At 62.7% G+C, this 22,703-nt stretch carries 21 protein-coding genes; 5 read left to right on the forward strand and 16 right to left on the reverse strand.

What is annotated here, in order from left to right:
- Position 1 precedes the first annotated feature (1 nt).
- Both lptG and lptF read right to left on the reverse strand, forming a co-directional pair.
- Positions 2 to 1,096, reverse strand: coding sequence for an LPS export ABC transporter permease LptG (gene lptG / locus HYPGJ_RS06065; RefSeq protein WP_046846320.1), 1,095 nt, complete (start codon positions 1,094 to 1,096; stop codon positions 2 to 4).
- Positions 1,093 to 2,289 (reverse strand): LPS export ABC transporter permease LptF, encoded by a 1,197-nt coding sequence (lptF, locus tag HYPGJ_RS06070; RefSeq protein WP_046846321.1) that lies wholly within the window; start codon positions 2,287 to 2,289, stop codon positions 1,093 to 1,095. The genes lptG and lptF overlap by 4 nt, the downstream gene beginning before the upstream one ends.
- A 353-nt stretch (positions 2,290 to 2,642) precedes the next feature.
- On the opposite strand from lptF, the gene HYPGJ_RS06075 reads away from it, so the two are divergent.
- A complete protein-coding gene (locus HYPGJ_RS06075; protein WP_046846322.1) occupies positions 2,643 to 4,172 on the forward strand; it encodes a leucyl aminopeptidase in 1,530 nt (509 codons plus the stop codon).
- 134 nt (positions 4,173 to 4,306) lie between these two features.
- On the opposite strand, the gene HYPGJ_RS06080 is transcribed toward HYPGJ_RS06075, so the two are convergent.
- The 5 genes from HYPGJ_RS06080 to HYPGJ_RS06100 form a co-directional block, all read right to left on the reverse strand.
- Positions 4,307 to 4,972, reverse strand: coding sequence for a hypothetical protein (locus HYPGJ_RS06080; RefSeq protein WP_143440498.1), 666 nt, complete (start codon positions 4,970 to 4,972; stop codon positions 4,307 to 4,309).
- 145 nt (positions 4,973 to 5,117) lie between these two features.
- A complete protein-coding gene (locus tag HYPGJ_RS06085) occupies positions 5,118 to 5,456 on the reverse strand; it encodes a hypothetical protein (protein WP_046846324.1) in 339 nt (112 codons plus the stop codon).
- A 16-nt stretch (positions 5,457 to 5,472) separates the two neighbouring features.
- Positions 5,473 to 6,198: a hypothetical protein gene (locus tag HYPGJ_RS06090; protein WP_046846325.1), complete on the reverse strand. Its 726-nt coding sequence runs from the start codon at positions 6,196 to 6,198 to the stop codon at positions 5,473 to 5,475.
- A gap of 67 nt (positions 6,199 to 6,265) precedes the next feature.
- Entirely contained in the window at positions 6,266 to 6,781 is a 516-nt protein-coding gene (locus tag HYPGJ_RS06095) for an N-acetyltransferase (RefSeq protein WP_046846326.1), read from the reverse strand.
- The gene (locus tag HYPGJ_RS06100) at positions 6,778 to 7,293 is read right to left on the reverse strand and encodes a hypothetical protein (protein ID WP_244466022.1); all 516 of its coding nucleotides are present in this window, start codon (positions 7,291 to 7,293) and stop codon (positions 6,778 to 6,780) included. The genes HYPGJ_RS06095 and HYPGJ_RS06100 overlap by 4 nt, the downstream gene beginning before the upstream one ends.
- Here HYPGJ_RS06100 and HYPGJ_RS06105 point away from each other — a divergent pair.
- Positions 7,292 to 7,957 (forward strand): DUF2306 domain-containing protein, encoded by a 666-nt coding sequence (locus tag HYPGJ_RS06105; protein WP_244466023.1) that lies wholly within the window; start codon positions 7,292 to 7,294, stop codon positions 7,955 to 7,957. The two genes, HYPGJ_RS06100 and HYPGJ_RS06105, sit on opposite strands and share 2 nt — an antisense overlap.
- 69 nt (positions 7,958 to 8,026) lie before the next feature.
- Entirely contained in the window at positions 8,027 to 9,049 is a 1,023-nt protein-coding gene (mazG, locus tag HYPGJ_RS06110) for a nucleoside triphosphate pyrophosphohydrolase (protein WP_046846746.1), read from the forward strand.
- Here mazG and HYPGJ_RS06115 read toward each other — a convergent pair.
- The 9 genes from HYPGJ_RS06115 to dusB form a co-directional block, all read right to left on the reverse strand.
- Positions 9,046 to 10,272, reverse strand: a complete 1,227-nt coding sequence (locus HYPGJ_RS06115) for an FAD-dependent oxidoreductase (RefSeq protein WP_046846328.1) — start codon at positions 10,270 to 10,272, stop codon at positions 9,046 to 9,048. The genes mazG and HYPGJ_RS06115 overlap by 4 nt on opposite strands.
- Before the next feature lie 22 nt (positions 10,273 to 10,294).
- Positions 10,295 to 11,602 (reverse strand): GTPase HflX, encoded by a 1,308-nt coding sequence (hflX, locus tag HYPGJ_RS06120; RefSeq protein WP_046846747.1) that lies wholly within the window; start codon positions 11,600 to 11,602, stop codon positions 10,295 to 10,297.
- Positions 11,603 to 11,694: 92 nt separating this feature from the next.
- Positions 11,695 to 11,943: an RNA chaperone Hfq gene (gene hfq, locus HYPGJ_RS06125; RefSeq protein ID WP_013215655.1), complete on the reverse strand. Its 249-nt coding sequence runs from the start codon at positions 11,941 to 11,943 to the stop codon at positions 11,695 to 11,697.
- 169 nt (positions 11,944 to 12,112) lie between these two features.
- A complete protein-coding gene (locus tag HYPGJ_RS06130) occupies positions 12,113 to 12,976 on the reverse strand; it encodes a D-amino-acid transaminase (RefSeq protein WP_046846329.1) in 864 nt (287 codons plus the stop codon).
- Positions 12,977 to 12,991: 15 nt separating this feature from the next.
- Positions 12,992 to 14,392 (reverse strand): sigma-54 dependent transcriptional regulator, encoded by a 1,401-nt coding sequence (locus tag HYPGJ_RS06135; RefSeq protein WP_046846330.1) that lies wholly within the window; start codon positions 14,390 to 14,392, stop codon positions 12,992 to 12,994.
- A 31-nt stretch (positions 14,393 to 14,423) separates the two neighbouring features.
- Entirely contained in the window at positions 14,424 to 16,748 is a 2,325-nt protein-coding gene (locus HYPGJ_RS06140; RefSeq protein ID WP_244466024.1) for a PAS domain-containing sensor histidine kinase, read from the reverse strand.
- A gap of 274 nt (positions 16,749 to 17,022) precedes the next feature.
- Positions 17,023 to 18,468, reverse strand: coding sequence for a nitrogen regulation protein NR(I) (gene ntrC / locus HYPGJ_RS06145; protein WP_013215651.1), 1,446 nt, complete (start codon positions 18,466 to 18,468; stop codon positions 17,023 to 17,025).
- Positions 18,468 to 19,631, reverse strand: coding sequence for an ATP-binding protein (locus tag HYPGJ_RS06150; protein WP_046846332.1), 1,164 nt, complete (start codon positions 19,629 to 19,631; stop codon positions 18,468 to 18,470). The genes ntrC and HYPGJ_RS06150 overlap by 1 nt, the downstream gene beginning before the upstream one ends.
- Positions 19,628 to 20,614 (reverse strand): tRNA dihydrouridine synthase DusB, encoded by a 987-nt coding sequence (gene dusB, locus HYPGJ_RS06155; protein WP_046846333.1) that lies wholly within the window; start codon positions 20,612 to 20,614, stop codon positions 19,628 to 19,630. The genes HYPGJ_RS06150 and dusB overlap by 4 nt, the downstream gene beginning before the upstream one ends.
- A gap of 225 nt (positions 20,615 to 20,839) precedes the next feature.
- Here dusB and HYPGJ_RS06160 point away from each other — a divergent pair, with 225 nt between their 5' ends.
- Complete coding sequence (locus HYPGJ_RS06160; RefSeq protein WP_046846334.1) at positions 20,840 to 22,027, forward strand: bifunctional 2-C-methyl-D-erythritol 4-phosphate cytidylyltransferase/2-C-methyl-D-erythritol 2,4-cyclodiphosphate synthase; 1,188 nt, start codon at positions 20,840 to 20,842, stop codon at positions 22,025 to 22,027.
- Between the two features lie 4 nt (positions 22,028 to 22,031).
- Positions 22,032 to 22,655 carry a cation transporter gene (locus HYPGJ_RS06165; RefSeq protein WP_046846335.1) on the forward strand — a complete coding sequence of 208 codons (624 nt, stop codon included), beginning with the start codon at positions 22,032 to 22,034 and terminating at the stop codon, positions 22,653 to 22,655.
- Positions 22,656 to 22,703 lie beyond the last annotated feature (48 nt).

Raw genomic sequence — 22,703 nt, forward strand, 5'->3', positions numbered from 1 at the left:
CTCAGCCGTCCTCCTGGTGCAGAAGCACCGTCGTTGAGATAGCGAGAACCAAGACAACCGGCATCCAGGCCGCAACCCACGCGGGCGCAAGTCCAGCGATGCCGATTTGTCGTGCAATTTCCGAGAGCAAAAAGAATCCAACCCCGCCGATCATCCCTGTCGCAACCATAGTCTGGATGCCGCCAGACCGGAATGACCGCAATGACACAGTGGCCGCCAAAAGGACCATCGCGAGGCACAGCATGGGGCGAACCAGAAGCGACTGGTACTGCACCCGCAGCCGCTCGGTTGAAAGTTTTGCTTTATCAGCTGCTTGAATGAGTTCCGGCAGGTCCCAGAACGAGATCGAAAAGACGGTGCCCAGCGCGTCCTGAACCCTGTCGGGAGTTAGGTAGGTCGAGAGCAGATAGGATTTGAATTTTTCCGGCTCCTGGCCGAGGCGCGTGACCCACGCGTCCTGCAACTCCCAGTAGCCGTCTTTGAGTTCGGCGCTACCCGCATCGATGCGCTCGGAGAAATGTCCCTCGCGATCATAGGCGAAAACGAGAACGCCGGTCAGCGTCAGCCCCTGGTTGGAAGCGGCCGCCGCACCGAGGACAGACTCGCCGTCAGCGCCGTTCTGACGAATCCAAGAGCCGCCGCCTTGTGCGCGCAGCAGGTTGGCCTCGTTCCCGAAAGCTTTGGCGTAGAGCTTTTCCGAGGTCGCACGGCCGCGCGACGCCAGCGGATTGAAAACCGCCATCGCGAAGATGCCGACGGCCAGCCCGACGAAAAGACCGGGGCCGAGGAACTGCCAGACCGACATGCCGCCGGCCCGCATCACGGCCAATTCGCTTTTTCTGTTCAAATAGATGAGCGCGCTGATGCTACCGACGAGAACGGCGAAGCCGATCAGGAATTCGATGTAGGCGGGAAGGCGGAGGAGGGCGATGCGCAGCAGCGTCGTCCCCGGCACCGCGCCGTATTTTCCCGCCATGCGCAGAAGCTCGACGAAATCGATCATGAAGATCAGCAGCGCGCACACCGTCAGGGTCGACACGATCGCGACGATGAACATCCGTGCGATGTATCGCGTCAGCGTGAAGCCTGCGATCATGACGCCGCCCCCTTGGGACGCGCTGGAGCCAGGCGGCTACGGATCGCTTCGAACAGCGATGCGACGCCGTCCATGAGCTTGCCGAACAGTCCGGTGCCCGCCCGCTGTTTTTCGGAGCGCTTCAGAACGATGAGGGAATAAACGATGGCGCCGATCGGCAATCCGTAGGCAACGGCCACCATGCTCGGATTGCGAACCATCGCATTCGTGATTGCAAGCCCGGCAAGGCGGCAGGTCGCGGCAATCACGAACGTCACGACGAGGCTCTGCATTCGGCTCGTGCGTGTCGATTGCGCCTGTCCGACGAACGCGATGATGAGGAATGCGAAGGCGATCGGGTAGAGCGGCGTGACGAACCGCTCATGCAACTCCGAGCGGAATTGCCCCGGCTGATTTTTATAGGAGCTGCTGTCGGGATCCGGATTGATGAGTTCGCTGAAATATCTTTCGCGCGGCTTCAGGTCTCCGGGGCCGCCGTCCTGCGGTTCGAAGCGGTCGAGATCGACGATGTACTTATCGAACGCCACGATCTGCGGTGGCCCGTTGGCGTCCGTTCGGCGGATGATGTGGCCGACTGTCATGACGAGGTACGCGGTGCCGTCCTGCTTCACCAGCGTGCCGTGCTCTGCGAGGTAGCTTTGCGACTGCGCCTTGTCGCGCGTGTCGTGCATCACCAGGCCAAGCAGCTCTCCGTTCGCGTCACGGTCGCGGATGTGGAACATCAGGCCCGATTCCGGGCTCGTGAACCGGCCAGGCTGAATGACTTGCGTGAGGAGGTCGCTGCGGACCTGCACCATGTAATCGCGCAACTGACGCATACTCCAGGGCTGCGCAAAGTGACTGACGAAGGCCAGGAAGATGCTGACAAGCAACGCGAGCAGCAAGAGCGGACGCGCGGCCGTCCACACTTTCGCGCCGGACGCCGAAATCACGATCAGCTCGCTGTCGGTGTTGAGCCGGTTGAGCGTGTGTAGCGCGGCGATGAGAAACGAGAAGGGGGCGATGACGGCCATCAGATTCGGGACGGCCAGCGACGTCATCTTGATGAGCATCCAGGTGTCCTGGCCCTGGCTCGTCACGACGTTGAACTGGCGCAGCGCCAGCGCGATCCACACGATGCCCGTCAACGACACCATGATCAACGCGAATGACCCGGCCGCCTGGCGGAACACATACTTCGAGAAGATTCGCATGGCTCGCCGGTCCCCTCCGGCAACGCGCCTCGCGACGCCCCCGCCGCAAATCGCACCGTACCCTTCGATCCGCCTCCCATAGCACAATGGCGGAATTTCGGCTGCTACACCTTGGCGAGCGGGAATGAGTATGCAGCACAACGTATTAGGCCAAACCAGAGGTTTATCGGGTGAGCGTGGAAAACCCGGCTTGCCAGGATCGAGCGAAAGACTAAGTTGCATCACTCAGCCACGAGTTTTCGCCCTCTCTGCAGTCTCGCGTCGCGGCGACGCTGGGTTAGGACTGCGGATCGGCGCCGCGTCCCACCTGAGCGCTAGCCACGCGCGAACCATCCCGATGGAGTTCTTCAGAAATGTCCGACCGTCTTGAAATCACATTCGCATCCCTCAGCGCCGAGCCCGAGGCGGTGACTGTCATACTCGCCGGCGATGGTCTGGACCTGGGGTCCAAGGCGCGCGAGTTGGAGACGAAGTCGGCGAGTTCGATCAGCAAGGCCGCTGCGGCCGCCGACTATAAAGGGAAATACAAGTCGACGATCGAAATCCTGGCGCCCGCAAAGATCGGCATCGATCGCCTGATCGTCGCCGGGCTCGGTAAGGACAGCTCTCTCACCGCGCAGCAATACGTCGACCTCGGCGGCGTCATTCTCGGCGCCATCCAGGCGCGCAAGGCATCGGCCGCGAGCGTCATCGTCGATGTCGAAGGCAACGATGATGTGTCGCCGGAACAGGCCGCGGCGTTGATCGCGCAGGGCGCGCTGCTCCGGAACTACAGCTTCAAGAAGTACCTGACCAAGAAGTCCAACGATGACGCGGCGGACAAGGACGGACTGAAAAAGATCACGATCCACGTCGCGCATGCAGACAAGGCGAAGTCGGCCTTCCAGCCGTTGAAGGCCGTCGCGAACGGCGTCAACTTCGCCCGCGATCTCGTCAACGAACCGGCCAACATTCTCGGGCCCGTCGAACTCGCGGAGAAAACGAAAGCCCTCGAGAAATTCGGCGTTTCCGTCGATATCCTCGACGTCAAGGATATGGAAAAGCTCGGCATGGGCTCGCTGCTCTGCGTCGGGCAGGGCAGCGCGCGTCCCTCGCGCCTCGCCGTCATGACCTGGAACGGCGCCAAGGGCTCGAAGAAGCAGAAGCCAATCTGCTTCGTCGGCAAGGGCGTCGTCTTCGATACGGGCGGCATCTCGATCAAGCCCGCCGCCGGCATGGAAGACATGAAGGGCGACATGGGCGGCGCAGCGGCCGTCATCGGCACGATGTACGCACTTGCCGAGCGCAAGGCGAACGTCAACGCCATCGGCCTCGTCGGTTGCGTCGAGAACATGCCGTCGGGCAGCGCCGTGCGTCCCGGCGATATCGTGACGTCGATGTCCGGCCAGACGATCGAGGTGATCAACACGGATGCCGAGGGCCGCCTCGTGCTCGCCGACGTGCTCTGGTACGCGCAGGAGAAGTTCAAGCCGAAGCTCGTCATCGACCTCGCGACGCTCACGGGCGCCATCATGATCGCGCTCGGCAAGGAGTACGCGGGCATGTTCGTCAACGACGACAAGCTGTCGGATGAACTTCAGTCGGCCTCGCGCACGACGGGAGAGAAGGTCTGGCGGATGCCGCTCGACAAGGCGTTCGACAAGATGATGGACTCGAAAAACGCCGACATGAAAAACACCGGAGGCCGCTGGGGCGGCTCAGCGTCGGCCGCCGCGTTCCTGCAGCGCTTCGTCCAGAAGGACACGCCCTGGTGCCATCTCGACATTGCCGGCACCGCGATGGACGGCACGCGCAACGACATCAATCAGAGCTGGGGCGCTGGCTGGGGCATCCGGCTGCTCGACCGGTTCGTCGCCGAGCACCACGAGAAGAGCGAGAAATAATTAGCGAGCTTGTTCAGCCGGTCCAAAAACGACCGGCTGAACAATTTCAAAATCTCGTATCATATTGATACATATAGCGCACCATCAAATATTTTCCATAATATATATTATGCGAAATATGGGGTGCACGACTTTCAAGGCCGAATACGGCGCCAGGCTCTGAGCAAAATCTCGGCGCCTTGTGGTGTCTCCGACATCCCTGGCGCGCCGGCCGCCATGACGGCGTCCAGAACCGTCTGAGCCGCCGTGCACGGCTCATTGAGCCAAACGTCGTCGTCATCGGATGATGTCGCCGCCGCGCCATCGCATTCGCTGGCTCGCTTAAAAACGACATCGTGCGCATAGAGCAGCGCCCGGTTCACCGGCGAGCCTGTCCCGACGCCCGGCATCGATAAGATCCGGTCATAGTCGCAATCGTCTTCGGGCGGAGCGCCTTCCGCACGCATCCAGCTCTTCCACGCATGCGCGTAGGCGGCGGCCGCGTTGTGATCACGGCTGGCTGCGAGCGCTTCCGCCTCTTCTCTCGTCAGTTCTGCGGCGGCATCGATGATGGACGCGATGGCGGCTCCGTTCGAGCCGAACAGCTCTCCCGGTGGCACCTCTTCGCCGATCTCGACGGCGATCGCCCGCGTATAACCTGCCGAGCGTTTCGGCGCGCCTCCGACAGAAACCTGATCGGCCTCCGACGCGGCTTCGATGACGCTCGCGCGCCAGATGCGAACCGGCCAACTCGTGATGACGGCGGTCGCAAGCTCGTGGTTGACGACGATCCAGGGCGGACCGCGATTTTCGATCCGCACGATGCTTCCGCTCCGGGCGTTAGCGAAAAGGCTCGCGTCGTCGCGGCAAACGCAGACGAAGCCGATCGTCCTCGGCTCAGCGGGACGCCCTGCGATGCTGCGTTTCAACCAGTCGAGCCACATGCCGTTGTCTGCTGTCTACTGTCTACTGCAACCGGCGATACCAGAACGGAAACGGCGCGCCGATGAGCAGCATGGCGAATGCCAGGATCGCATTGCGCACCGGCCGCCGCTCGAATCCGGCGCTCTCGATCGACGCATAGCCCGGTACGGTCTCGACATCCGCGATCAGCGACCGCACCGTTTCGAGATCGTCCTCGTCGACCAGAAAGCTGATGCCGCCGAACAGAATGTTGAACTGCGGACACTGCGAGATGATATCCTTGCCCGCCAGCGCGAAGCGAATGCCGTGCGCCTCGAGCAGGCTCTCGATGACGATGGCCTCCGGCAGCATCAGCGTCGTGTGAGCGCAAACGAGTGGCATGCGGACGCCTCCAAGATCAAACCCGGTTTTCGAGAGTCCTAATCCCTTCCGCGATCAGCACCGCGTAAAGCGCCAGCACGAACCCCGACAGCATGTTGACGGAGACGATGGCGCCGATGGCCTGAGCCACGGACGGATCAAACACCCATGACAGCATCCGTACCACGATCTCGTCGAAGCTCTGTTTCAGAAGGAACAGGAACTCGCTCGCCTGCTCCATCGACGGCTTAGCGGGAAGATCGAAAGCCGCGCGCTTCGCGAGTTCCGTGATGCCGGGCGCAGGCAGAAACGTCAGGCCCGCCGAAAACAGAAGTCCGAGCGGCGCGGCCAGACGGAAATACCCCCAGCGGAGCGGACGCGCCTTGAGGCGTCCCATCAGAAAGCGCACGACCTGCACGCCAAGGAACAGCGATCCCGCAAAAACGATCGCAACGATCTTGAGCCGTTCCTGATCGGTGCCGAGAAACGTCAGCAGCGCGACGACGCCCGCGAGCACCGCCTTCGTGATCGACTCCAGCGCTCCGACACCGACGATCAGATAGATCGACCGTCCGGGAGCACGATCGAAATAGAACGAAAACTCGTACTTGAGCCGCGCGATCTCGAGCGCAGCGCCGACGACCAGCGCCAGCCCGGCCGTTGCCGCCGCGAAGACGAGCGGCGCGGTGTAGCCGAGCCACGCGACGGCATAGATCGCCGCCAGCTCCAGCGCCATCAGCAGGCCGTTGAAGAGAATGTACATCATCGCGCCCTGGCGTTGCCCCCGCGCGAAGGTAGCACTAGTCGGTGCCGCTCGGACACTGGCGTTGTCAGTCTGCGCCGAAGAACGCCGGGTGATACGAAACGGCGGCAGATGGAACCGTTCCGCGAAAGGCCTGCGCCATAAAATACTCGGGAGGCGCGCCGTCGAACGTCACGCCAAAGCCTCGCTCGAATCCGAACCGGCGATAAAATTGCGGTTCACCCAGCACGACGCCTCCCGCGGCGCCCATGGCCTTCAAAGCCTTGAGGCCGCTGTCTATCAGTGTCGAGCCGATGCGGTGTCCTTGGAAAGCCGGCGCGACGGCGACCGGCCCCAGCCCGTACCATCCGTCATGCTGTGGGCTCAACTGGACCGCAGAGAACGTTGCATAGCCGACGATAGTATCGTCGAGAACCGCGACCTGCGGCAGTACGAGCTCGCCGGCCTCCCGCAATCGCCGCACGATCAGATGTTCGGTTTGCTGACTGTGCGGATGATCGGCGAAGGCCGCCTGGAGAATGCTCTCGACGGCATCGGCGTCTGCAGGCTGCTCATCGCGAATGACAAGCGAGTCGACCGTCACGACGTTGCTTTCTCCAGTGTGCAGGTTGCATCTCCCGTGCGCGCCAGCTCGGCTTCGAATGGAAACGAGCGCCGCATGATGCGAAGCTCGGGTCCCGTGTCGCCGAGGAAATGCAGCTTCGCGGCCCCCTCGTCGCTGCTGTACCAGGCTTCGACTGAATATGGCGCCGTGTCTTTGGCGAGCATGAGTTGCCCTTTATAGGTTCCCCCGCCATTGGTGACCGCGCTATTCGCCGCGAGCCGCACGCCGATCGCGCCGCACGTCTTGTCGTCTTTCACGGCAATCCCGCACCAGCCGTCCTTGCACGCGACGAAATCATAGGTCAGCGCGCATCCGTTGCTGCAATCGCTTTCGGCCTCGCTGCGGCCGTAGCCGTGGCGCTTACCGCTCCAGCGTCCCGCGAGCGACACCGTTGCTGATGGCGCGCTCGTCGCTTCGCTACCCGTCTCAGCCGCCGCAGAGCCGACAAAACTCGGAGCGATGATGGCTCCAGCCATGACAGATGCCAGCATGACCGACGCCACGATCACGCTTCCTGCAATCGCGCCGCGCCACGCTCGCGACGGAAAACTGCGCCGGATGCTGTCGCGTATGGCAATTCTTGTCATCACGATGGTCCTCGTTGTGCCTGTCGGGCTCGTCGCGCTCGGCTCCGGTGCCGGAGTGATCGCGCTGCCCTATGAGATGTTCGAACTGGCGCGCCGCGCGCCCCTTCTCTTTCCGGCTCACATGATTGCATCGGCGCTTGCGCTTCTACTGGCGCCCGCCGTTATCCTGTCGCGACGCCGTCCCGAGTTTCACAGACCGCTTGGCCGGCTGTTGGGCCTCTTTGTGGTGATTGGTGGGCTGACTGCGCTCCCGGTCGCCGTCATGAGCCACTCGACTCCTTTGGCGCGCGCCGGGTTCTTCGCGCAAGGACTGGTTTGGCTCTATCTGTTCGGTGCAGCATACCTCGCGATCCGCGCACGCGACATTCCCCGCCATGCTCACCTGATGACCGCGATGGTGGCGGTGACGACCGGCGCCGTCTGGTTCCGCGTAATCACCGGCACGGCCATCGCGTTGAGATTGCCGTTCGAACCGGTCTATGCCGCATCCGCCTGGCTCGGTTGGATGCTGCCTTTGGCGCTGGTGCTGTCGAAGCCGCGAGCTTTCGCGGGGCTCCTGTCGCGATAGCCGCAGCGCCCGCCCTCGCCCGGAACGCCCGCATCCTCTAGTCTCCCCAGCGCAATCAAGAGGATGCTCATGACGGACGCCATCAAGCCCTCGCGCGACATCGCGCGGCTCATCGAAATCATGGCGGCGCTACGGACGCCGGTCACCGGCTGCCCGTGGGATCTCGAGCAGAATTTCGAAACCATCGCTCCGTATACGATCGAGGAAGCCTACGAGGTCGCCGACGCGATCGCCCGCCGCGACCTGCCGGATTTGAAGGACGAACTCGGCGATCTCTTGCTTCAGGTTGTCTATCACGCGCGGCTCGCCGAGGAGCAAGGCGCGTTTGCGTTCGGCGACGTCGTCGAGGCGATCACGCGCAAGATGATCCGCAGGCATCCGCACGTCTTCGCTGACGGCGCGGCGCGCGATCCGCAATCGGTCAAGACCGCGTGGGATCGGATCAAGGCCGAAGAGCGCGCGGAAAAAGCCGCCGAGCGCACCAGGCTCGCGCAGGCTGCACCTGCTTCTTCACCCCTCCCCGTTCGCGAAGCAGAGTTAGGCTCTGAGCCGCAACCATCGACGCTCGCCGATATTCCTGTCGGGCTCCCGGCGCTGACGCGCGCTATCAAGTTGCAGGACAAAGCCGCAAAGGTCGGTTTCGATTGGCCGAACCTCGCCCCCGTCTTCGACAAGCTGAAAGAAGAGATCGCCGAGTTCGAGGAAGTCGCCCTCCCAAATGATCCACGAAGGGACTCTTTATTGGCGCCTTCCGACTCGCGTTCCGCGAGCCGGCCGGAAGGCGCGTCACTCTCGGCGTCCGGCGGCCGGCTCCCCGGAGGGGCGTCGCCAGACGCCATCAAAGAACGCGCGATCAAAGAAGAGTTTGGCGACATGCTGTTCGTGATGGCGAACATCGCGCGGCATTTGCATCTCGATCCGGAAGCAGCATTGCGCGCGGCGAACCAGAAATTCGTGCGCCGCTTCGCACATATCGAAACGCGTTTGGAGAAACTCGGCAAAACCCCGTCGCAGTCGACGCTCGAAGAAATGGACGCGCTGTGGGACGAGGCGAAAGCGATAGAGAAGAGCGCGACGGCAAAAAAAGCCTAAGCGCCGTTGCCCTTCCGGATCGCATCCGACACATGCTCGGGCCGAAAGCCTAGGCCGATCAACCGCGCCGGAATGCGCGATAGAAATGGCAAGCTGTTGAACAGGCGAAAGGCGAGCGGAGGCTTCACATCACGCGTTTTCGCAAGCGTCTTCGCAATGACCCGGTTCTGCACGGTGAGTTGCAGACGCTGGGTCGCGCGCGTTGGAAAATCCCGCCGCGCCTGAACCGTCTTGAGATCGTCGAACGTCAGCCGTTTCTCTTTCAGCGGTTGCCACAGACTGTTGGCCGCCGCGACGGCATCTTGAACGGCGAGATTGATGCCGACGCCGCCGACCGGGCTCATGGCGTGCGCCGCATCTCCGATGCACAGCAATCCGGGTCTCGCCCATTCGTTCAGCCGGTCGACGGCGACGGTCAGAAGCTTGACGTGTTCCCAGTCAGCGATGGCGTCGGCGCGGGACGCTTCGAACGGCAGCAGCACGCCGACCGACTTGCGAAACGCGTCGAGACCTGCCGCACGCACTTTGGCGTCGTCGCCTTTCGGAATGACGTAGGCGCACTGCCAATAGTCGCCGCGCTGGAGCATGATGAAAATCTGTCCGGCATCGAACCGGGCCTGCGTCTCTTCCGTGTCGGTCGGAAGCCTCGGCAGCCGGAACCACATGACATCCATCGGCGCCCCGAAGTTTTCACTGACGAGGCCTGACGCTTTTCGCAGCGTCGATGTACGCCCGTCCGCCGCAACGACGAGATCGGCAGAGATAGTCAGCGGCCCTTCGGGTGTCGTGACTTTAACGCCCGATACGCGACCGCCATCATGAATGAGATCAGTCGCCTCGGCGTTCATGCGCAGCGAAAATTTCGGATACGCGCGCCCCTTCTCCGCCAGAAAATCGAGAAAGTCCCATTGCGGCATCAGCGCGATGAACTTCGTCGAAATCGGCAGCGACGAAAAATCCGCGAGCTTGATGCGCGTTTCGCCGAACTGCCCGTAGAGCCGCTTCACCTCTTGATGCGGCAGCTTCAGGAACTCATCGAGCCACCCGAGCTCCTCCATCAGACGCAACGTCGAGGGGTGAATCGTGTCGCCGCGAAAGTCGCGCAGGAAATCTTTGTGCTTTTCGAGAACGAGCACATCGACGCCAGCGCGCGCGAGCAGCACGCCGAGCATCATTCCGGCCGGTCCGCCTCCGGCAATGCAGCAGGTGACGTGTCGATCCATAGCGCGAGCTTAGCCCTCCGCGTCAGACCTTCAACCCCGCTTTTCGTAACTGCCCGAGCACGCGGTCTTTCTTTTCGCTCGGAATGCGCAGCCGAAGTTCGATGCTGCCGTCCTTGCGCGCCTCGCGAGCCAGCACGTCGCACGTTTCATGCAGCCAGTTGAGAAGCGCCCCAAGGCTGCCGGGAATGATGACGTCAAGGATCTCGTCGGCGACGCTGAGGCGGCTGTCGATCGCGTCGAGCAGCGGCACGATGCCTTCTCCCGTCACGGCCGAAACGAGAACCGGCGGACGCTCGTCGCGCTGGGCTTCGTGTTGTAGCTCCGCGCGCCGATCGCCCGTCAGAAGATCGATCTTGTTCCAGACTTCCTGGATATGTCCGTCGACCGGCAGCGTATCGATGCCGAGCTCGCCCAGAACCTTTTCGACGTCGCGGGCCTGCGCTTCCGTTTCCTCATGCGCGATGTCGCGCACGTGCAGAATGAGATCGGCCTCGACCACTTCTTCAAGCGTCGCGCGGAACGCTGCGACCAGCGATGTCGGCAAATCCGAGATGAAACCGACGGTATCCGACAGGATGATACGCCGCGCACTCGGCAGCTTCACTTCCCGCATCGTCGGATCGAGCGTCGCGAACACCTGATCCATCGCGACGACGCCTGCGCCGGTGATCTTGTTGAACAGCGTCGACTTACCCGCGTTCGTATAGCCGACGACGGCGACGATCGGATACGGCACCTTGCGCCGGCCTTTGCGATGCAGATCACGCGTGCGAACGACGTCCTTGAGATCGCGCTTGATGGCGTCGATGCGATCCTGAAGCATACGCCGGTCGAGTTCGATCTGCGCTTCGCCGGGGCCGCCGAGAAAGCCGCCGCCGCCGCGCTGGCGTTCCAAGTGCGTCCACGCGCGAACGAGCCGCCCCTTCTGATACGAAAGATGCGCAAGCTCGACTTGCAGCACGCCTTCGCGCGTTCGCGCCCGCGCGCCAAAAATTTCGAGAATGAGACCAGTGCGGTCGAGAACCTTCGTGTTCCACGCCTTCTCGAGATTGCGCTGCTGCACCGGCGTCAGAGCATGATCGACGATGACCAGCCCGATATCGAGATCGCGCACGCGCCCGCCGAGTTCATCGACTTTGCCCGATCCGAGCAAGGTGGACGGCCGCGGCTCCGACATGGGAACGATCGCGGAGTCGATGATGTCGAGATCGATGGCGTTTGCGAGGCCGACTGCCTCGGACAATCGGTTTTCGGGCGTGTGCGTTTCGCCCGCGGTCTTAGCCGCATCGCCCGAGCGTTGCGGCCGTTTCAGAACCGGTACAAGGACCAGCGTCCGCGTTCTCGGCTGACGCGTATCTTGACTCGTACGCCGGCGCTTGCGAGGCGAAGCATCGTCGCCGTCATGATTATTGGAAATTGGTGTCAACCAGTTCCTTCGCCGTCCTGATCGTTGAGATTGACCGGGCCGCCCGGCATGATCGTCGAAATGGCATGCTTGTAAACGAGCTGCGAGTGCCCGTCGCGCCGAAGCAGAACGCAGAAATTATCGAACCAGCTGACGATGCCCTGCAGCTTGACGCCGTTGATAAGGAAGATCGTCAGCGGAGTTTTGTTTTTACGAACATAATTAAGGAAAGTGTCTTGTAAATTTTGAGTTTTTTCAGCCGCCATAATTTTTGTCCGTTTTTTTCGACGTCTTTTGAAACGCGCCGGGCGCTGTCGGGCTTGAAAAATCGACGAGGCGACCTAGCGGCGATCTCGACGGGCATCGGGGGGATGACTATCGAAGCGGTGACACTTTACAGGTGTTATTGCCCCGCACAATGCGGCAACATTCGCACTACACGATTGAAATTTCGGCAAGCTCATGGAAGCGCGACCGGAGCCGGCGCACGACCGGACCCGGCCGTCCGTCGCCGACCTTCCGCGCATCAATGCTGACCACCGGCATGACCGTGTTCGTTGCCGACGTCACAAAAGCTTCGCGGGCGCCGAAGGCCTCGGCAAGAGTGAACGCGCGTTCCTCGAGCTTCAGCCCTTCTGCCGCCGCGACGTCCTTAACGGTCGCCCGCGTGACGCCCGGAAGAATACGCGGGTCGAGTGGACGTGTCACCAGCACGCCGTCGGCCGTCACGATCCACGCGTTGCTCGACGCGCCTTCCGTAATTGCGCCGGATTGATCGACGAACCACGCCTCATGAGCGCCCGCGCTATGCGCCGCGTCCTTGGCGAGCACCGCCGGCAGCAGCATCACCGTTTTGATGTCGGAACGGCCCCAGCGATTGTCGGGCATCGTCTTGACGGCAATGCCGTGCTCGGCAAGCTCGTCCGCCCAACCCGATCGCTGCGAGCGCGCGAGAACGACCAGTGTGGGTAAAATTTCCGGACCCGGAAAAGAGAAATTCCTCGGACCTGCCCCGCGCGTCACCTGGATGTAGACAAGGCCGTCGCGCACGCGGTTTCGCCGCACGACTTCGCCGACGATGTGCAAGAGCGCGCCATCCGACATGGGCGCCGAAATCGACAACGCGCCGAGCGAGCGGTTCAAACGCGCAAGATGCCGGGTTGCATCAACTAATCGGCCGCCGCGCACTTCCATGACTTCATAGACCGCGTCGGCAAATTGAAAGCCGCGATCCTCGGCATGGATCGCAGCTTCGGCGTAGCGCTTGTAGGCGCCATTGACGTAGACGATGCGGGTCACGCTGCTGTCCGTCCCTTACGAAACGGATCTGAGATCGCCGGCCCGCTGTTCGGACGAGACGCCCAGCGCACGAAGTTTCCGGTGCAGCGCCGAGCGCTCCATGCCGACGAACTCGGCCGTGCGCGAGATGTTGCCGCCGAAGCGGTTGATCTGCGCCAGCAGATATTCGCGCTCGAAGATTTCGCGCGCCTCGCGTAGCGGCAGCGACATCAGATGCTCCGCGCCGCCGTTGACCGGGAGCGGCACGTTCGAGCCGATTTCGTCGGGAAGCATGTCCGCCGTGATCGCGGCGCTCGCATCGCCGCCCGCCAGGATCAGAAGTCGTTCGACGTTGTTGCGAAGCTCGCGCACGTTGCCCGGCCAGTCGTGCGCCTGCAGCACGGCGATGGCGTCCTCGCCGATCCGCCGCGGCGCCAGACCCGACGTCTGCGCGACCTGCCCGACGAAATACTGGATAAGATCGGGAATATCCTCGCGCCGCTCTGCGAGGCTCGGCACGCGCAACGTCACGACGTTGAGGCGATGGTAGAGATCTTCGCGGAAACGGCCTTCGCGAATATCCTGATCGAGATCGCGCGATGTCGACGAGATGATGCGCACGTCGACCGACACCTTCTGGCTGCCGCCGAGACGCAGGAATTTCTGCTCGACGAGAACGCGCAGGATCTTGCCTTGCGTTTCCATCGGCATGTCGGCGACTTCGTCGATGTAGAGCGTGCCGGTGTGCGCTTCTTCGAGTGCGCCGACTTTGCGCGGCCCGCCGGTGCGATCCTCGGTGCCGAACAACTCTTCCTCGACCCGGTCCGGAACCATCGCCGCCGCATTGAGCACGACGAACGGACCGTCGGCGCGCAGCGACTTCTGATGCAGAACGCGCGCCGCGAGTTCTTTGCCAGAGCCCGACGCGCCGCGCAGCATGATGCGGCTGTTGGTCGGACCCGCCTTGTCGATGTTATTCTTCAGCTGATTGATCGCCGGCGACTTGCCGATCATTTCGGCGGAGACGACGGAGCGCTCCTTCAGTTCGCGAACCTCACGCTTCAGCTGCGAAGCTTCGAGCGCGCGCATCGTGACGAGCACCAGGCGATCGGCCTTGAACGGCTTCTCGATGTAATCGTAGGCGCCGCGCTTGATGGCGGTGACGGCCGTCTCGATATTGCCGTGTCCTGAAATGATGACCACCGGCAGATCGGGATACGTCCGCTTCATGATCGTCAGCACCTCGAGACCATCGAGGCGGCTGCCCTGCAGCCAGATGTCGAGAATGACAAGGTGCGGTTTTCTATCTTCGATCGCGCGCAGCGCTTCATCACTGTCGCGTGCGAGGCGCGTCCGGTGACCTTCGTCTTGCAGGATACCCGCAACCAGATCCCGAATATCGGCTTCATCATCAACGATCAAAATATCAGCGGACATTACAGCGCTCCTGGGGACTTAAGCTTTTGTATCATGCTCCACTCGCGGCACGCGAGGCATTATGAAGTTGTTCAGTGGAAAGGTCGTTCGTGCTTTCAAGCTTGGTAGGCAATGTCATTCGTATGAGCGCGCCCCGCGTTCTCGTTTCGCTGTGGGGCGCGTCCTCGAGCGTCAGCGTGCCACCGTGCTGCTCGACGACTTTCTGCACGATCGCGAGGCCGAGGCCGGTGCCTTTAGCGCGCGTCGTCACGTAAGGTTCGAGCAGCTTCGCACGGTTCTGCTTCGGCAGGCCAATGCCATTGTCGATGACCTCGATCGCGACGCGATCGGCGGCCGGCAGAACGCGCACCTCGATCTCGCCTTTGTAGCCGTCGGGCCGTCCTTGCGGCTCGCCATAGGATTCAATCGCTTCGGCCGCGTTCTTGATGAGGTTCGTCACCGCTTGCGACACGAGCCGCAGATCGAAGCGCGCGCGCACCGGGCTGCTCGGAATGGAAAGCTTGAAATCGACATCCTTGTGGCCTTCGCGGAAGAGAACCGCCGGCTCCTGCACGGCAAGGCGCATATCCTGATCGGCCATCACCGGTTGCGGCATGCGCGCGAAGGAGGCGAACTCGTCGACCATGCTCTTGATGTGATCGGTCTGCCGCTCGATCGTCTGCGTCAGCGTCTCGAACAACTCGCGATCTTCGGAAACCTGCTTGCCGAATTTCCGTCGCAGGCGTTCGGCTGAAAGTTGTATTGGCGTCAGGGGGTTCTTGATTTCATGCGCGATGCGCCGCGCGACGTCTGCCCAGGCGCTCGTGCGCTGCGCCTGAACCAGCTCTGAAATGTCGTCGAATGTCACGACCGAGCCGACGTCACCCTCGCCTTCCCGCTCGTGCGTCACCTTCACGGCGAACGTGCGCTCTTCGTCGCCGATCTGTTTTTTGACTTCGTCGAGGCCCTTGCTCTTGAAGCCCGGCTCGTCGGCGGACCGAAGCGCCGACGCGAATTCCGGAACGATATCGGCGAGCGGGCTGCCGACCGCGTTCACGCCCGCGAGGCCCAGCAGTCGTTCCGCCGAGCGGCTGAGCAACGTGATGCGGCCCGCGCTGTCGAGGCCGATGACGCCGGCTGAAACGCCGGACAAAACCGCTTCGATGAAATTGCGCCGTTCGGTGAGCTGCGCATTCGTCTGATGCAGCGCATCCTGCTGCTGCTTCAGTTCGCGCGTCATCAGGTTGAACGTCTGCGACAGGCGCCGCAGGTCGCCCTCGCCGCGCTTCTCGGGCAGCGCGAATTGCAGGTTGCCTTTCGAGACCTCCTGCGCGCCCGCGATCAATCGCCGGATCGGAGCCACGAACCGTCCGGCGAACCACATGCCGACCCAGATCGCGGCCAGCAGCGACGTCACCGAGATCATGAAATAGATCAGGCCGTGCGCAACCTTGAGGCCGCCCTTGGCTTTCCTGAGCCGCGTGTATTCGTAGACGTTCTGCTCGGTTCTCTGAAGGTGATTGATGACCTTCGGACTGACGCCGCGTGCGACGTAGAGATAGCGGCCCGGCATGCTGTCGATCTTCGCGATCGCCGAGATGCGATAATCGTTCGATGGCCTCGACAAGGCGACCTGACCGGCCTCGGCCTGTTTGATGTCGGAGAGCGAGGGCACGACGTACGGCAGTTTCGGATCATCGAGCGCGAGGACGATCGGATTGCCGTCACCATCGACGACATACGCCGATGTCAGATCGCGCAGGCCCGCCTGCCCGATGAGAAATTTCTGGAACCCGTCCGGATCGACGCTCAGCGTCGCGGCTTCGCCGTTGATGTCGCGGACCATGTTGACGATGTCGGTCCGGATGATCTGGCTGTGTTCGTCGACGTAGGCTTTCGCGACGTCATAGGAATTTTCGACGATCGCGCTCGTGCGTCCGGAAAACCAGCCGTCGAGCGAGCGAGAGAACGTCGTCGTGGCGGCGACGGCGAGCAACCCCGCCGGCAGCGCCGCAATGAGACTGAACAGAATGACGATGCGCGTATGCAATCGCGCGCCCGGGATCTTTTCGATCCACGCCCGCCTCAGTCCCAGCGCCTGCCAGCCGACGATCGTCAGCATCGTCAGGATCAGCAGCCCGTTCACCGCGAGCGCCGCCCAGACGTATTCGTTGCGCGGCGTGATGGCGGTGAGACCCGTCAGGATGATGTAGCTCGCGAGCGCCGACAGCATCGACAGCAGTACGACGCCAAGGCCGAACCAGAAGGCGCGCTCGGACGGATTGAGCGACGTCGCGCGCTCTTCCATCAGCGCGTCCGCCGATAGCCGGGATCGATCGGCTGATACGGCATCCGTATCGCTGTTGCTGCCGTTCATCAGTTTGTCACTCGACCCCGCCATCGAAACTGACACCACTTTCCCTGCGACTGGCCCCGCCTGCGGTCCACGAAGCCGCCGAAGGCGTCTTGCAGACCGTCAACGTGTTCGGCCTGCGATTGGGTGCAACCCTTCGGCTACACTCCCGCGACCCAACAGGCTAACTGTGACATTTTCGCGACATTAATGGTGCAGATCAAGCGTAGAGCGCCGGTCTGCGGCGTTTCGCACGCCATTGGGTGGGGAAAAGCCGAAGTTTCCCCAACGAGTTAGATCAACCTTCGACGGTGCGGAAAACGCGAATGCTGAGGTCGCGAATGCGCGCGCGCAGCGTGTTCCGGTTGAGCCCGAGAAGTTCGGCAGCCCGGATCTGATTGCCCCGTGTGGCGGCGAGCGCCGCGCTGAGCAACGGTTTTTCGACTTCGCGGATGATGCGATCGTAAAGCCCCGGCGGCGGCAGCTCGTTTCCGAACGAAGAAAAGTATCGCGACAGGTATCGCTCTACCGACTCGCTCAGATCGCCGTTGTCCGCGCCTCCGCCGAGCGGCGGCGAAATGGCCGAGCCCGCGAGCTCCTGCTCGACGATCTGCGTCGTCAGCGTGTCCTGCGGATGCAGCGCGACGAGACGGCGGACGACGTTCTCGAGTTCGCGCACGTTGCCCGGCCACGGATGCGACTTCAGCCGCTCGATGGCCGCGCTCTCGATCGACTTCTGTCCGAGCCCTTCGCGCGTTGCCTGTCGGAGAAAATGCCGGACGAGATCGCCGACGTCCTCGAGGCGCTCGCGCAGCGGCGGCAGACGGATCGGCACGACGTTGAGGCGATAGAACAGATCTTCGCGGAACAGGCCTTGCTGGATTTGCGATTTGAGATCGCGATGCGTGGCGGCGATGATGCGCACGTTCGTCTTGATCGGCGTGCGCCCGCCGACGGTCGTATATTCGCCCTGCTGCAGCACGCGGAGGAGTCGCGTCTGCGCTTCGAGCGGCATGTCGCCGATTTCGTCGAGGAACAGCGTACCGCCTTCGGCCTGCTCGAAGCGGCCCGGCGTTCGCGTCTGCGCGCCGGTGAAGGCACCCTTCTCGTGGCCAAAGAGTTCGCTTTCGATCAACTCGCGGGGGATCGCCGCCATGTTGATGGCGACGAACGGCCCGTGACGGCGCTTGCCGTAGTCGTGCAGAACGCGCGCGACGAGTTCCTTGCCCGTCCCGCTTTCGCCGTTGATCATGACGGTCAGATCGCTCTGCGTCAGACGTGCGAGCACGCGATAGATGTCCTGCATCGGCAGCGATCGGCCGATCAGCGGCAGTTCATCGGACTCCCGCTCCGTGGCAGGCGCCTGACGCTTGCGGCCGGGTTCCGACAGCGCTCGCGAAATGACGGCAACGACTTCGTTCAGGTCGAACGGCTTCGGCAGATATTCGAACGCGCCCTTTTCCGTCGCCGTCAGCGCCGTCATCAGCGTGTTCTGCGCGCTCATGACGATGATCGGCAGATCGGGCCGGAGTTTCTTGATGCGTGGAATGAGGTCAAACGCATTTTCGTCCGGCATCACGACGTCGGTGATGACGACGTCGCCTTCGCCCTGGCTGACCCAGCGCCACAGCGTCGCTGCATTTCCCGTGGCGCGCGGCGCGAAGCCCGCACGCGCTAAAGCCTGATTGAGCACCGTGCGAATGGCGGTGTCGTCATCGGCAATGAGAACAGTGCCTCTGGCCATCAACCCTCTCTCGACGTTTGCAGCGTGCCGGTTCGCGATCGCTGCATCGGCAGCAGAACGCGGAAGATTGTGCGTTTGGGTTCGCTATCGCATTCGATGATGCCGCCGTGGTCGGCGATGATCTTGGCGACGAGCGCCAGGCCGAGCCCGCTGCCCGAGGCTTTCGTCGTGACGAACGGATCGAAAAGATGCGGCCTCAGATGTTCCGGAATACCGCAGCCGTTGTCCTCGATCTGTATCATCAGCGGCAGGCTGACTCGCGTGTCTGTACCCGGCAGCGACAGCCGCACGCCGGGCCGGAATGCGGTCTGCAGAATGATGCGCCCGTTCTCGGGGTTTCTTCCGATCGCTTCGGCGGCGTTCTTCAGCAGATTGAGAAAAACCTGCACGAGCTTGTCGCGATTGCCGAGCACCGACGGAAGTGACGGATCGTAATCTTCGACGTAGCGGATACCGCTCCCGAACCCATGCTCGGCGATGCGGCGCACATGATTGAGAACGTCGTGAATGTTGACGGCGTCTTTCGCCAGCGGCCGCTCGTCGCCGAACACTTCCATGCGATCGACGAGCGTGCAGATGCGATCCGTTTCTGAGCAGATGAGCTGCGTCAGCGCGCGGTCTTCATCCGATAGTCCGGGCTCCAGGAGCTGCGCCGCTCCACGGATGCCGGAAAGCGGATTCTTGATCTCGTGCGCCAGCACGCCCGCCATGCCGGAGACCGAGCGCGCGGCGGCGCGATGCGTCAATTGCCGCTCGATCATCTGCGCCATCGAACGCTGCTGCAGCATCAGAAACATGTTGCGAGGTTCTTCCGGCAGCGGTCCGCCGTAAATATCGACCAGTTTGGAGCCCGAGAAACGCGGCGTCGCGATCTCGATTCCATACTCGTTGATCGTCGCGCCTGTGGCCTGCACCTGCTCGACCAGCGCCATCAGCGGACAGCCGAACGCGACGATGTCGGAGAGGCGGCTGCGCAGCAGCATCGGCGCGCTCATGGAAAAGAACGCTTCTGCCGCGGCGTTCGCAAAAACGATGGTGCCCGCCTCGCCGACGACGAGAATGGGATGCGGCAGCGCGCTGAGCAGGCTCTCGCGATCGACGGTCGGCGGTGGCGGAGGAAGCGCTTCGATATTCGATTTGCGCGCTGTTGCCTTCTGACTCATGCCGCGACGGGCTCCGCACCTGAATAGAACGCCGACAGACCGTCGAGAACATGCTGCGGATCGAGCGCCGTGCAGAGCCGCGCCCGCCACGCCTTGACCGTCGCCGTGTCGGCGCCGCTCGATAGCAGATACCAGCCGATATGCTTGCGCGCGTTCTTGAGTCCCAGCTCGCGGCCATAGTGCGTGAGCATGGCATCGACGTGCTCGAGCGCGATCTCGCGCTGGGCGGCGCGGCTCGGATCACCCGGATCTCTGCCCGTCGAAAACGTCGCCGCGATGCGGCCCGGTATCCACGGCGCGCCATACGCGCCGCGACCGACCATGACGCCGTCCGCGCCGGATGCGTCGAGCGCCTTGCGCGCGTCCGACGGACCATTGATATCGCCGTTGACGAGCACCGGAAGCGAGGTCGCCTCAACGACGGGCCGGACGCCCTGCCAGTCGGCGGTGCCCGTGAAGAACTGGCAGCGGGTGCGCCCATGCACGGTGATCAGTTTGACGCCCTCGGCTTCCGCCCGGCGCGCGAGATCGGCAGCGTTGCGCGATGTCTCATCCCAGCCGAGACGCATCTTGAGCGTGACCGGAACATTGACCGCCTGGACGACGGCACGGATCAGCGACTGGGCATGATCGAGATTGCGCATCAGCGCCGAACCGGAGAGCTTGCCCGTCACCTCTTTCGCCGGGCATCCCATGTTGATGTCGATGACATCCGCGCCCTTGGCCTCTGCGATCCGCGCCCCGTCGGCCATCCAGCGCTCTTCGCGTCCTGCGAGTTGCATGACGAACGGAGTTAATTCGCGCCCTTCTGCGCGCCGTAACACGTCGGCCCGCGACTTCACCAACTCCTCGCTGGCGATCATCTCGGAAACGACGAACGTCGCGCCCAGCCGATGCGCCAGGCGGCGAAAGGGAAGGTCGCTCACTCCGGACATGGGCGCCAACGCCACCATCGGATTGCCGTCAGCGGAGGGTTTCAGCATAAATCCTGACCGTCGATGGGAGGCATTGCCTATAATTTAATCAATGTTCATAACTGCCATTAGTTTGAGCAGACTAGGATGCGCCTTTTAAATATGCAAGCCCCAGCATATGCGCGGGCCGTCGCACATCCGACGCCCGTTGCGGTTTGCGCCAACACCGGGCACTGAGCTTCGTTCAGGCGGCAAAGAGGCTGCCGTTCCTTTTTTTCGATCGGGAGAACAGATGTGCGCATCGCCGCTTTGATCGTCGCGGCTGGACGAGGAACGCGCGCGGCGGCGTCCGGCGCCGGGCCGAAACAATATGCGCTGATTGGCGGCCGGCCGGTGCTGGCCCATACGATCGCGGCGTTCGCGGACCATCCCGAGATAGATGAAATCAAAGTCGTCATTCATGCCGACGACGGCGAACTCTATGCGCACGCATCCGGCCACGCCGCCAAGCTTTCATCTGCCGCCACCGGCGGCGCAACGCGGCAGGCATCCGTGCATAACGGCCTTGAAGCGCTGGCCGGTTCGAAGCCTGATCTCGTGCTCATCCACGACGCCGCGCGCCCGTTCGTTTCGGCCGAGACGATCTCAAAAGTCATCGCGACGCTCAAATCCACGCGCGCCGCGCTCGCCGCCCTGCCCGTCACCGACACGTTGAAGCGCGCATCGGATCGCGGCGTCGTCGAAGATACGATCCCCCGTGCCGGACTTTGGCGCGCGCAGACGCCGCAAGGCTTTCATTTCGATCCGATCCTCGAAGCGCATCGCAAAGCAGCTGAACAAGGTCTCGACAAATTCACCGATGACGCTGCCATTGCCGAGTGGGCCGGCTTCGACGTAGCAATCGTTGAAGACGAAACGGGAAACATCAAACTGACTACCGCAGAGGATTTGAAATTGGCCGATCGGCAGATGACGTCAAACATCGCATTCGAACCGCGCACCGGCACGGGCTTCGACGTGCACCGCTTCACCGAAGGTGATCACGTGTGGCTCGGCGGCGTGAAAATTCCGCATACGCACAAACTCGAAGGTCATTCCGATGCCGACGTCATTCTGCACGCGCTGACCGACGCGCTGCTTGGCGCGATCGGCGATGGCGATATCGGCCAGCACTTCCCGCCGTCGGACCCGAAATGGAAAGGCGCCGCCTCGCGCCTCTTTCTCGAAGATGCAGCGCGCCGCGTGAAGGATCGTGGCGGGCGCATTGTGAACGTCGATATCACCGTTCTCGCCGAAGCGCCGCGCGTCGGGCCGCATCGCCCTGCCATGCAAGCGTTGATCGGAGACGTGCTCGGCCTCACGACCGATCGCATCGGCATCAAGGCGACGACGACCGAGGGCATGGGCTTCACGGGTCGCCGCGAAGGCATCGCCGCGATGGCGTCGGCAAGCGTGCTGCTGCCATACGGATTGAGCGAATGAACGAATGAGCGACGACGACGACGACGACGATTTTCCGGACATTGCCGAGAACCAGACGTTGCGGCGCACCGTTCGCAACGTCGCGGCGCTCAACCTTTCTTATTTCGGCATCGAGTTCGCCGTGGCGCTCGCCATCGGCTCGGTCGCGCTGTTCGCCGACAGCGTGGATTTCCTCGAGGACGGCGCCGTCAATCTGTTGATCCTGGCTGGACTTGGCTTCTCCGCCGCGCGTCGCGCGAAGCTCGGAATGGTGCTCGCCGCCATCATTCTGTTTCCCGCGCTGGCGACGCTCTGGACGGCATGGCAGAATTTTTCGAGCGGGGCCGTGCCGGAGCCTTTCGCGCTGACCGTGACCGGCCTCGGAGCGCTCGCTGTCAATTTTGTCTGTGCCCGGATGTTGGCGCCGTACCGCGCGGCAGGCGGAAGCCTGACACGCGCCGCGTTTCTGTCAGCGCGTAATGACGTCATCGCCAACATCGCCATCATCGTCGCCGGTCTGATGACGGCGGCAACCGCCTCGAGGTGGCCCGACCTGATCGTCGGGCTGGGCATCGCCGCGATCAACGCCGGCGCCGCAAAAGAGGTCTACGAGGCCGCCCGCGCCGAGCACCAGGCTGCCAAACCCTGAGGCAAGCCAAAGGTTGCATGTCGACCGAAGCTCAACATCAAGAGCTTC

This window comes from Hyphomicrobium sp. GJ21 (assembly GCF_001006785.1).
Lineage (GTDB): Bacteria > Pseudomonadota > Alphaproteobacteria > Rhizobiales > Hyphomicrobiaceae > Hyphomicrobium_B.

Excerpts from the sequence above, each read along its gene's own strand:
- lptG (WP_046846320.1), bottom strand. The coding sequence starts at position 1,096 with ATGATCGCAGGCTTCACGCTGACGCGATACATCGCACGGATGTTCATC.
- lptF (WP_046846321.1), bottom strand. The coding sequence starts at position 2,289 with ATGCGAATCTTCTCGAAGTATGTGTTCCGCCAGGCGGCCGGGTCATTC.
- HYPGJ_RS06075 (WP_046846322.1), top strand. The coding sequence starts at position 2,643 with ATGTCCGACCGTCTTGAAATCACATTCGCATCCCTCAGCGCCGAGCCC.
- HYPGJ_RS06085 (WP_046846324.1), bottom strand. The coding sequence starts at position 5,456 with ATGCCACTCGTTTGCGCTCACACGACGCTGATGCTGCCGGAGGCCATC.
- HYPGJ_RS06090 (WP_046846325.1), bottom strand. The coding sequence starts at position 6,198 with ATGTACATTCTCTTCAACGGCCTGCTGATGGCGCTGGAGCTGGCGGCG.
- HYPGJ_RS06105 (WP_244466023.1), top strand. The coding sequence starts at position 7,292 with ATGACCGACGCCACGATCACGCTTCCTGCAATCGCGCCGCGCCACGCT.
- HYPGJ_RS06100 (WP_244466022.1), bottom strand. The coding sequence starts at position 7,293 with ATGCTGGCATCTGTCATGGCTGGAGCCATCATCGCTCCGAGTTTTGTC.
- mazG (WP_046846746.1), top strand. The coding sequence starts at position 8,027 with ATGACGGACGCCATCAAGCCCTCGCGCGACATCGCGCGGCTCATCGAA.
- HYPGJ_RS06115 (WP_046846328.1), bottom strand. The coding sequence starts at position 10,272 with ATGGATCGACACGTCACCTGCTGCATTGCCGGAGGCGGACCGGCCGGA.
- hfq (WP_013215655.1), bottom strand. The coding sequence starts at position 11,943 with ATGGCGGCTGAAAAAACTCAAAATTTACAAGACACTTTCCTTAATTAT.
- HYPGJ_RS06135 (WP_046846330.1), bottom strand. The coding sequence starts at position 14,392 with ATGTCCGCTGATATTTTGATCGTTGATGATGAAGCCGATATTCGGGAT.
- HYPGJ_RS06140 (WP_244466024.1), bottom strand. The coding sequence starts at position 16,748 with ATGAACGGCAGCAACAGCGATACGGATGCCGTATCAGCCGATCGATCC.
- ntrC (WP_013215651.1), bottom strand. The coding sequence starts at position 18,468 with ATGGCCAGAGGCACTGTTCTCATTGCCGATGACGACACCGCCATTCGC.
- HYPGJ_RS06150 (WP_046846332.1), bottom strand. The coding sequence starts at position 19,631 with ATGAGTCAGAAGGCAACAGCGCGCAAATCGAATATCGAAGCGCTTCCT.
- dusB (WP_046846333.1), bottom strand. The coding sequence starts at position 20,614 with ATGCTGAAACCCTCCGCTGACGGCAATCCGATGGTGGCGTTGGCGCCC.
- HYPGJ_RS06165 (WP_046846335.1), top strand. The coding sequence starts at position 22,032 with ATGAGCGACGACGACGACGACGACGATTTTCCGGACATTGCCGAGAAC.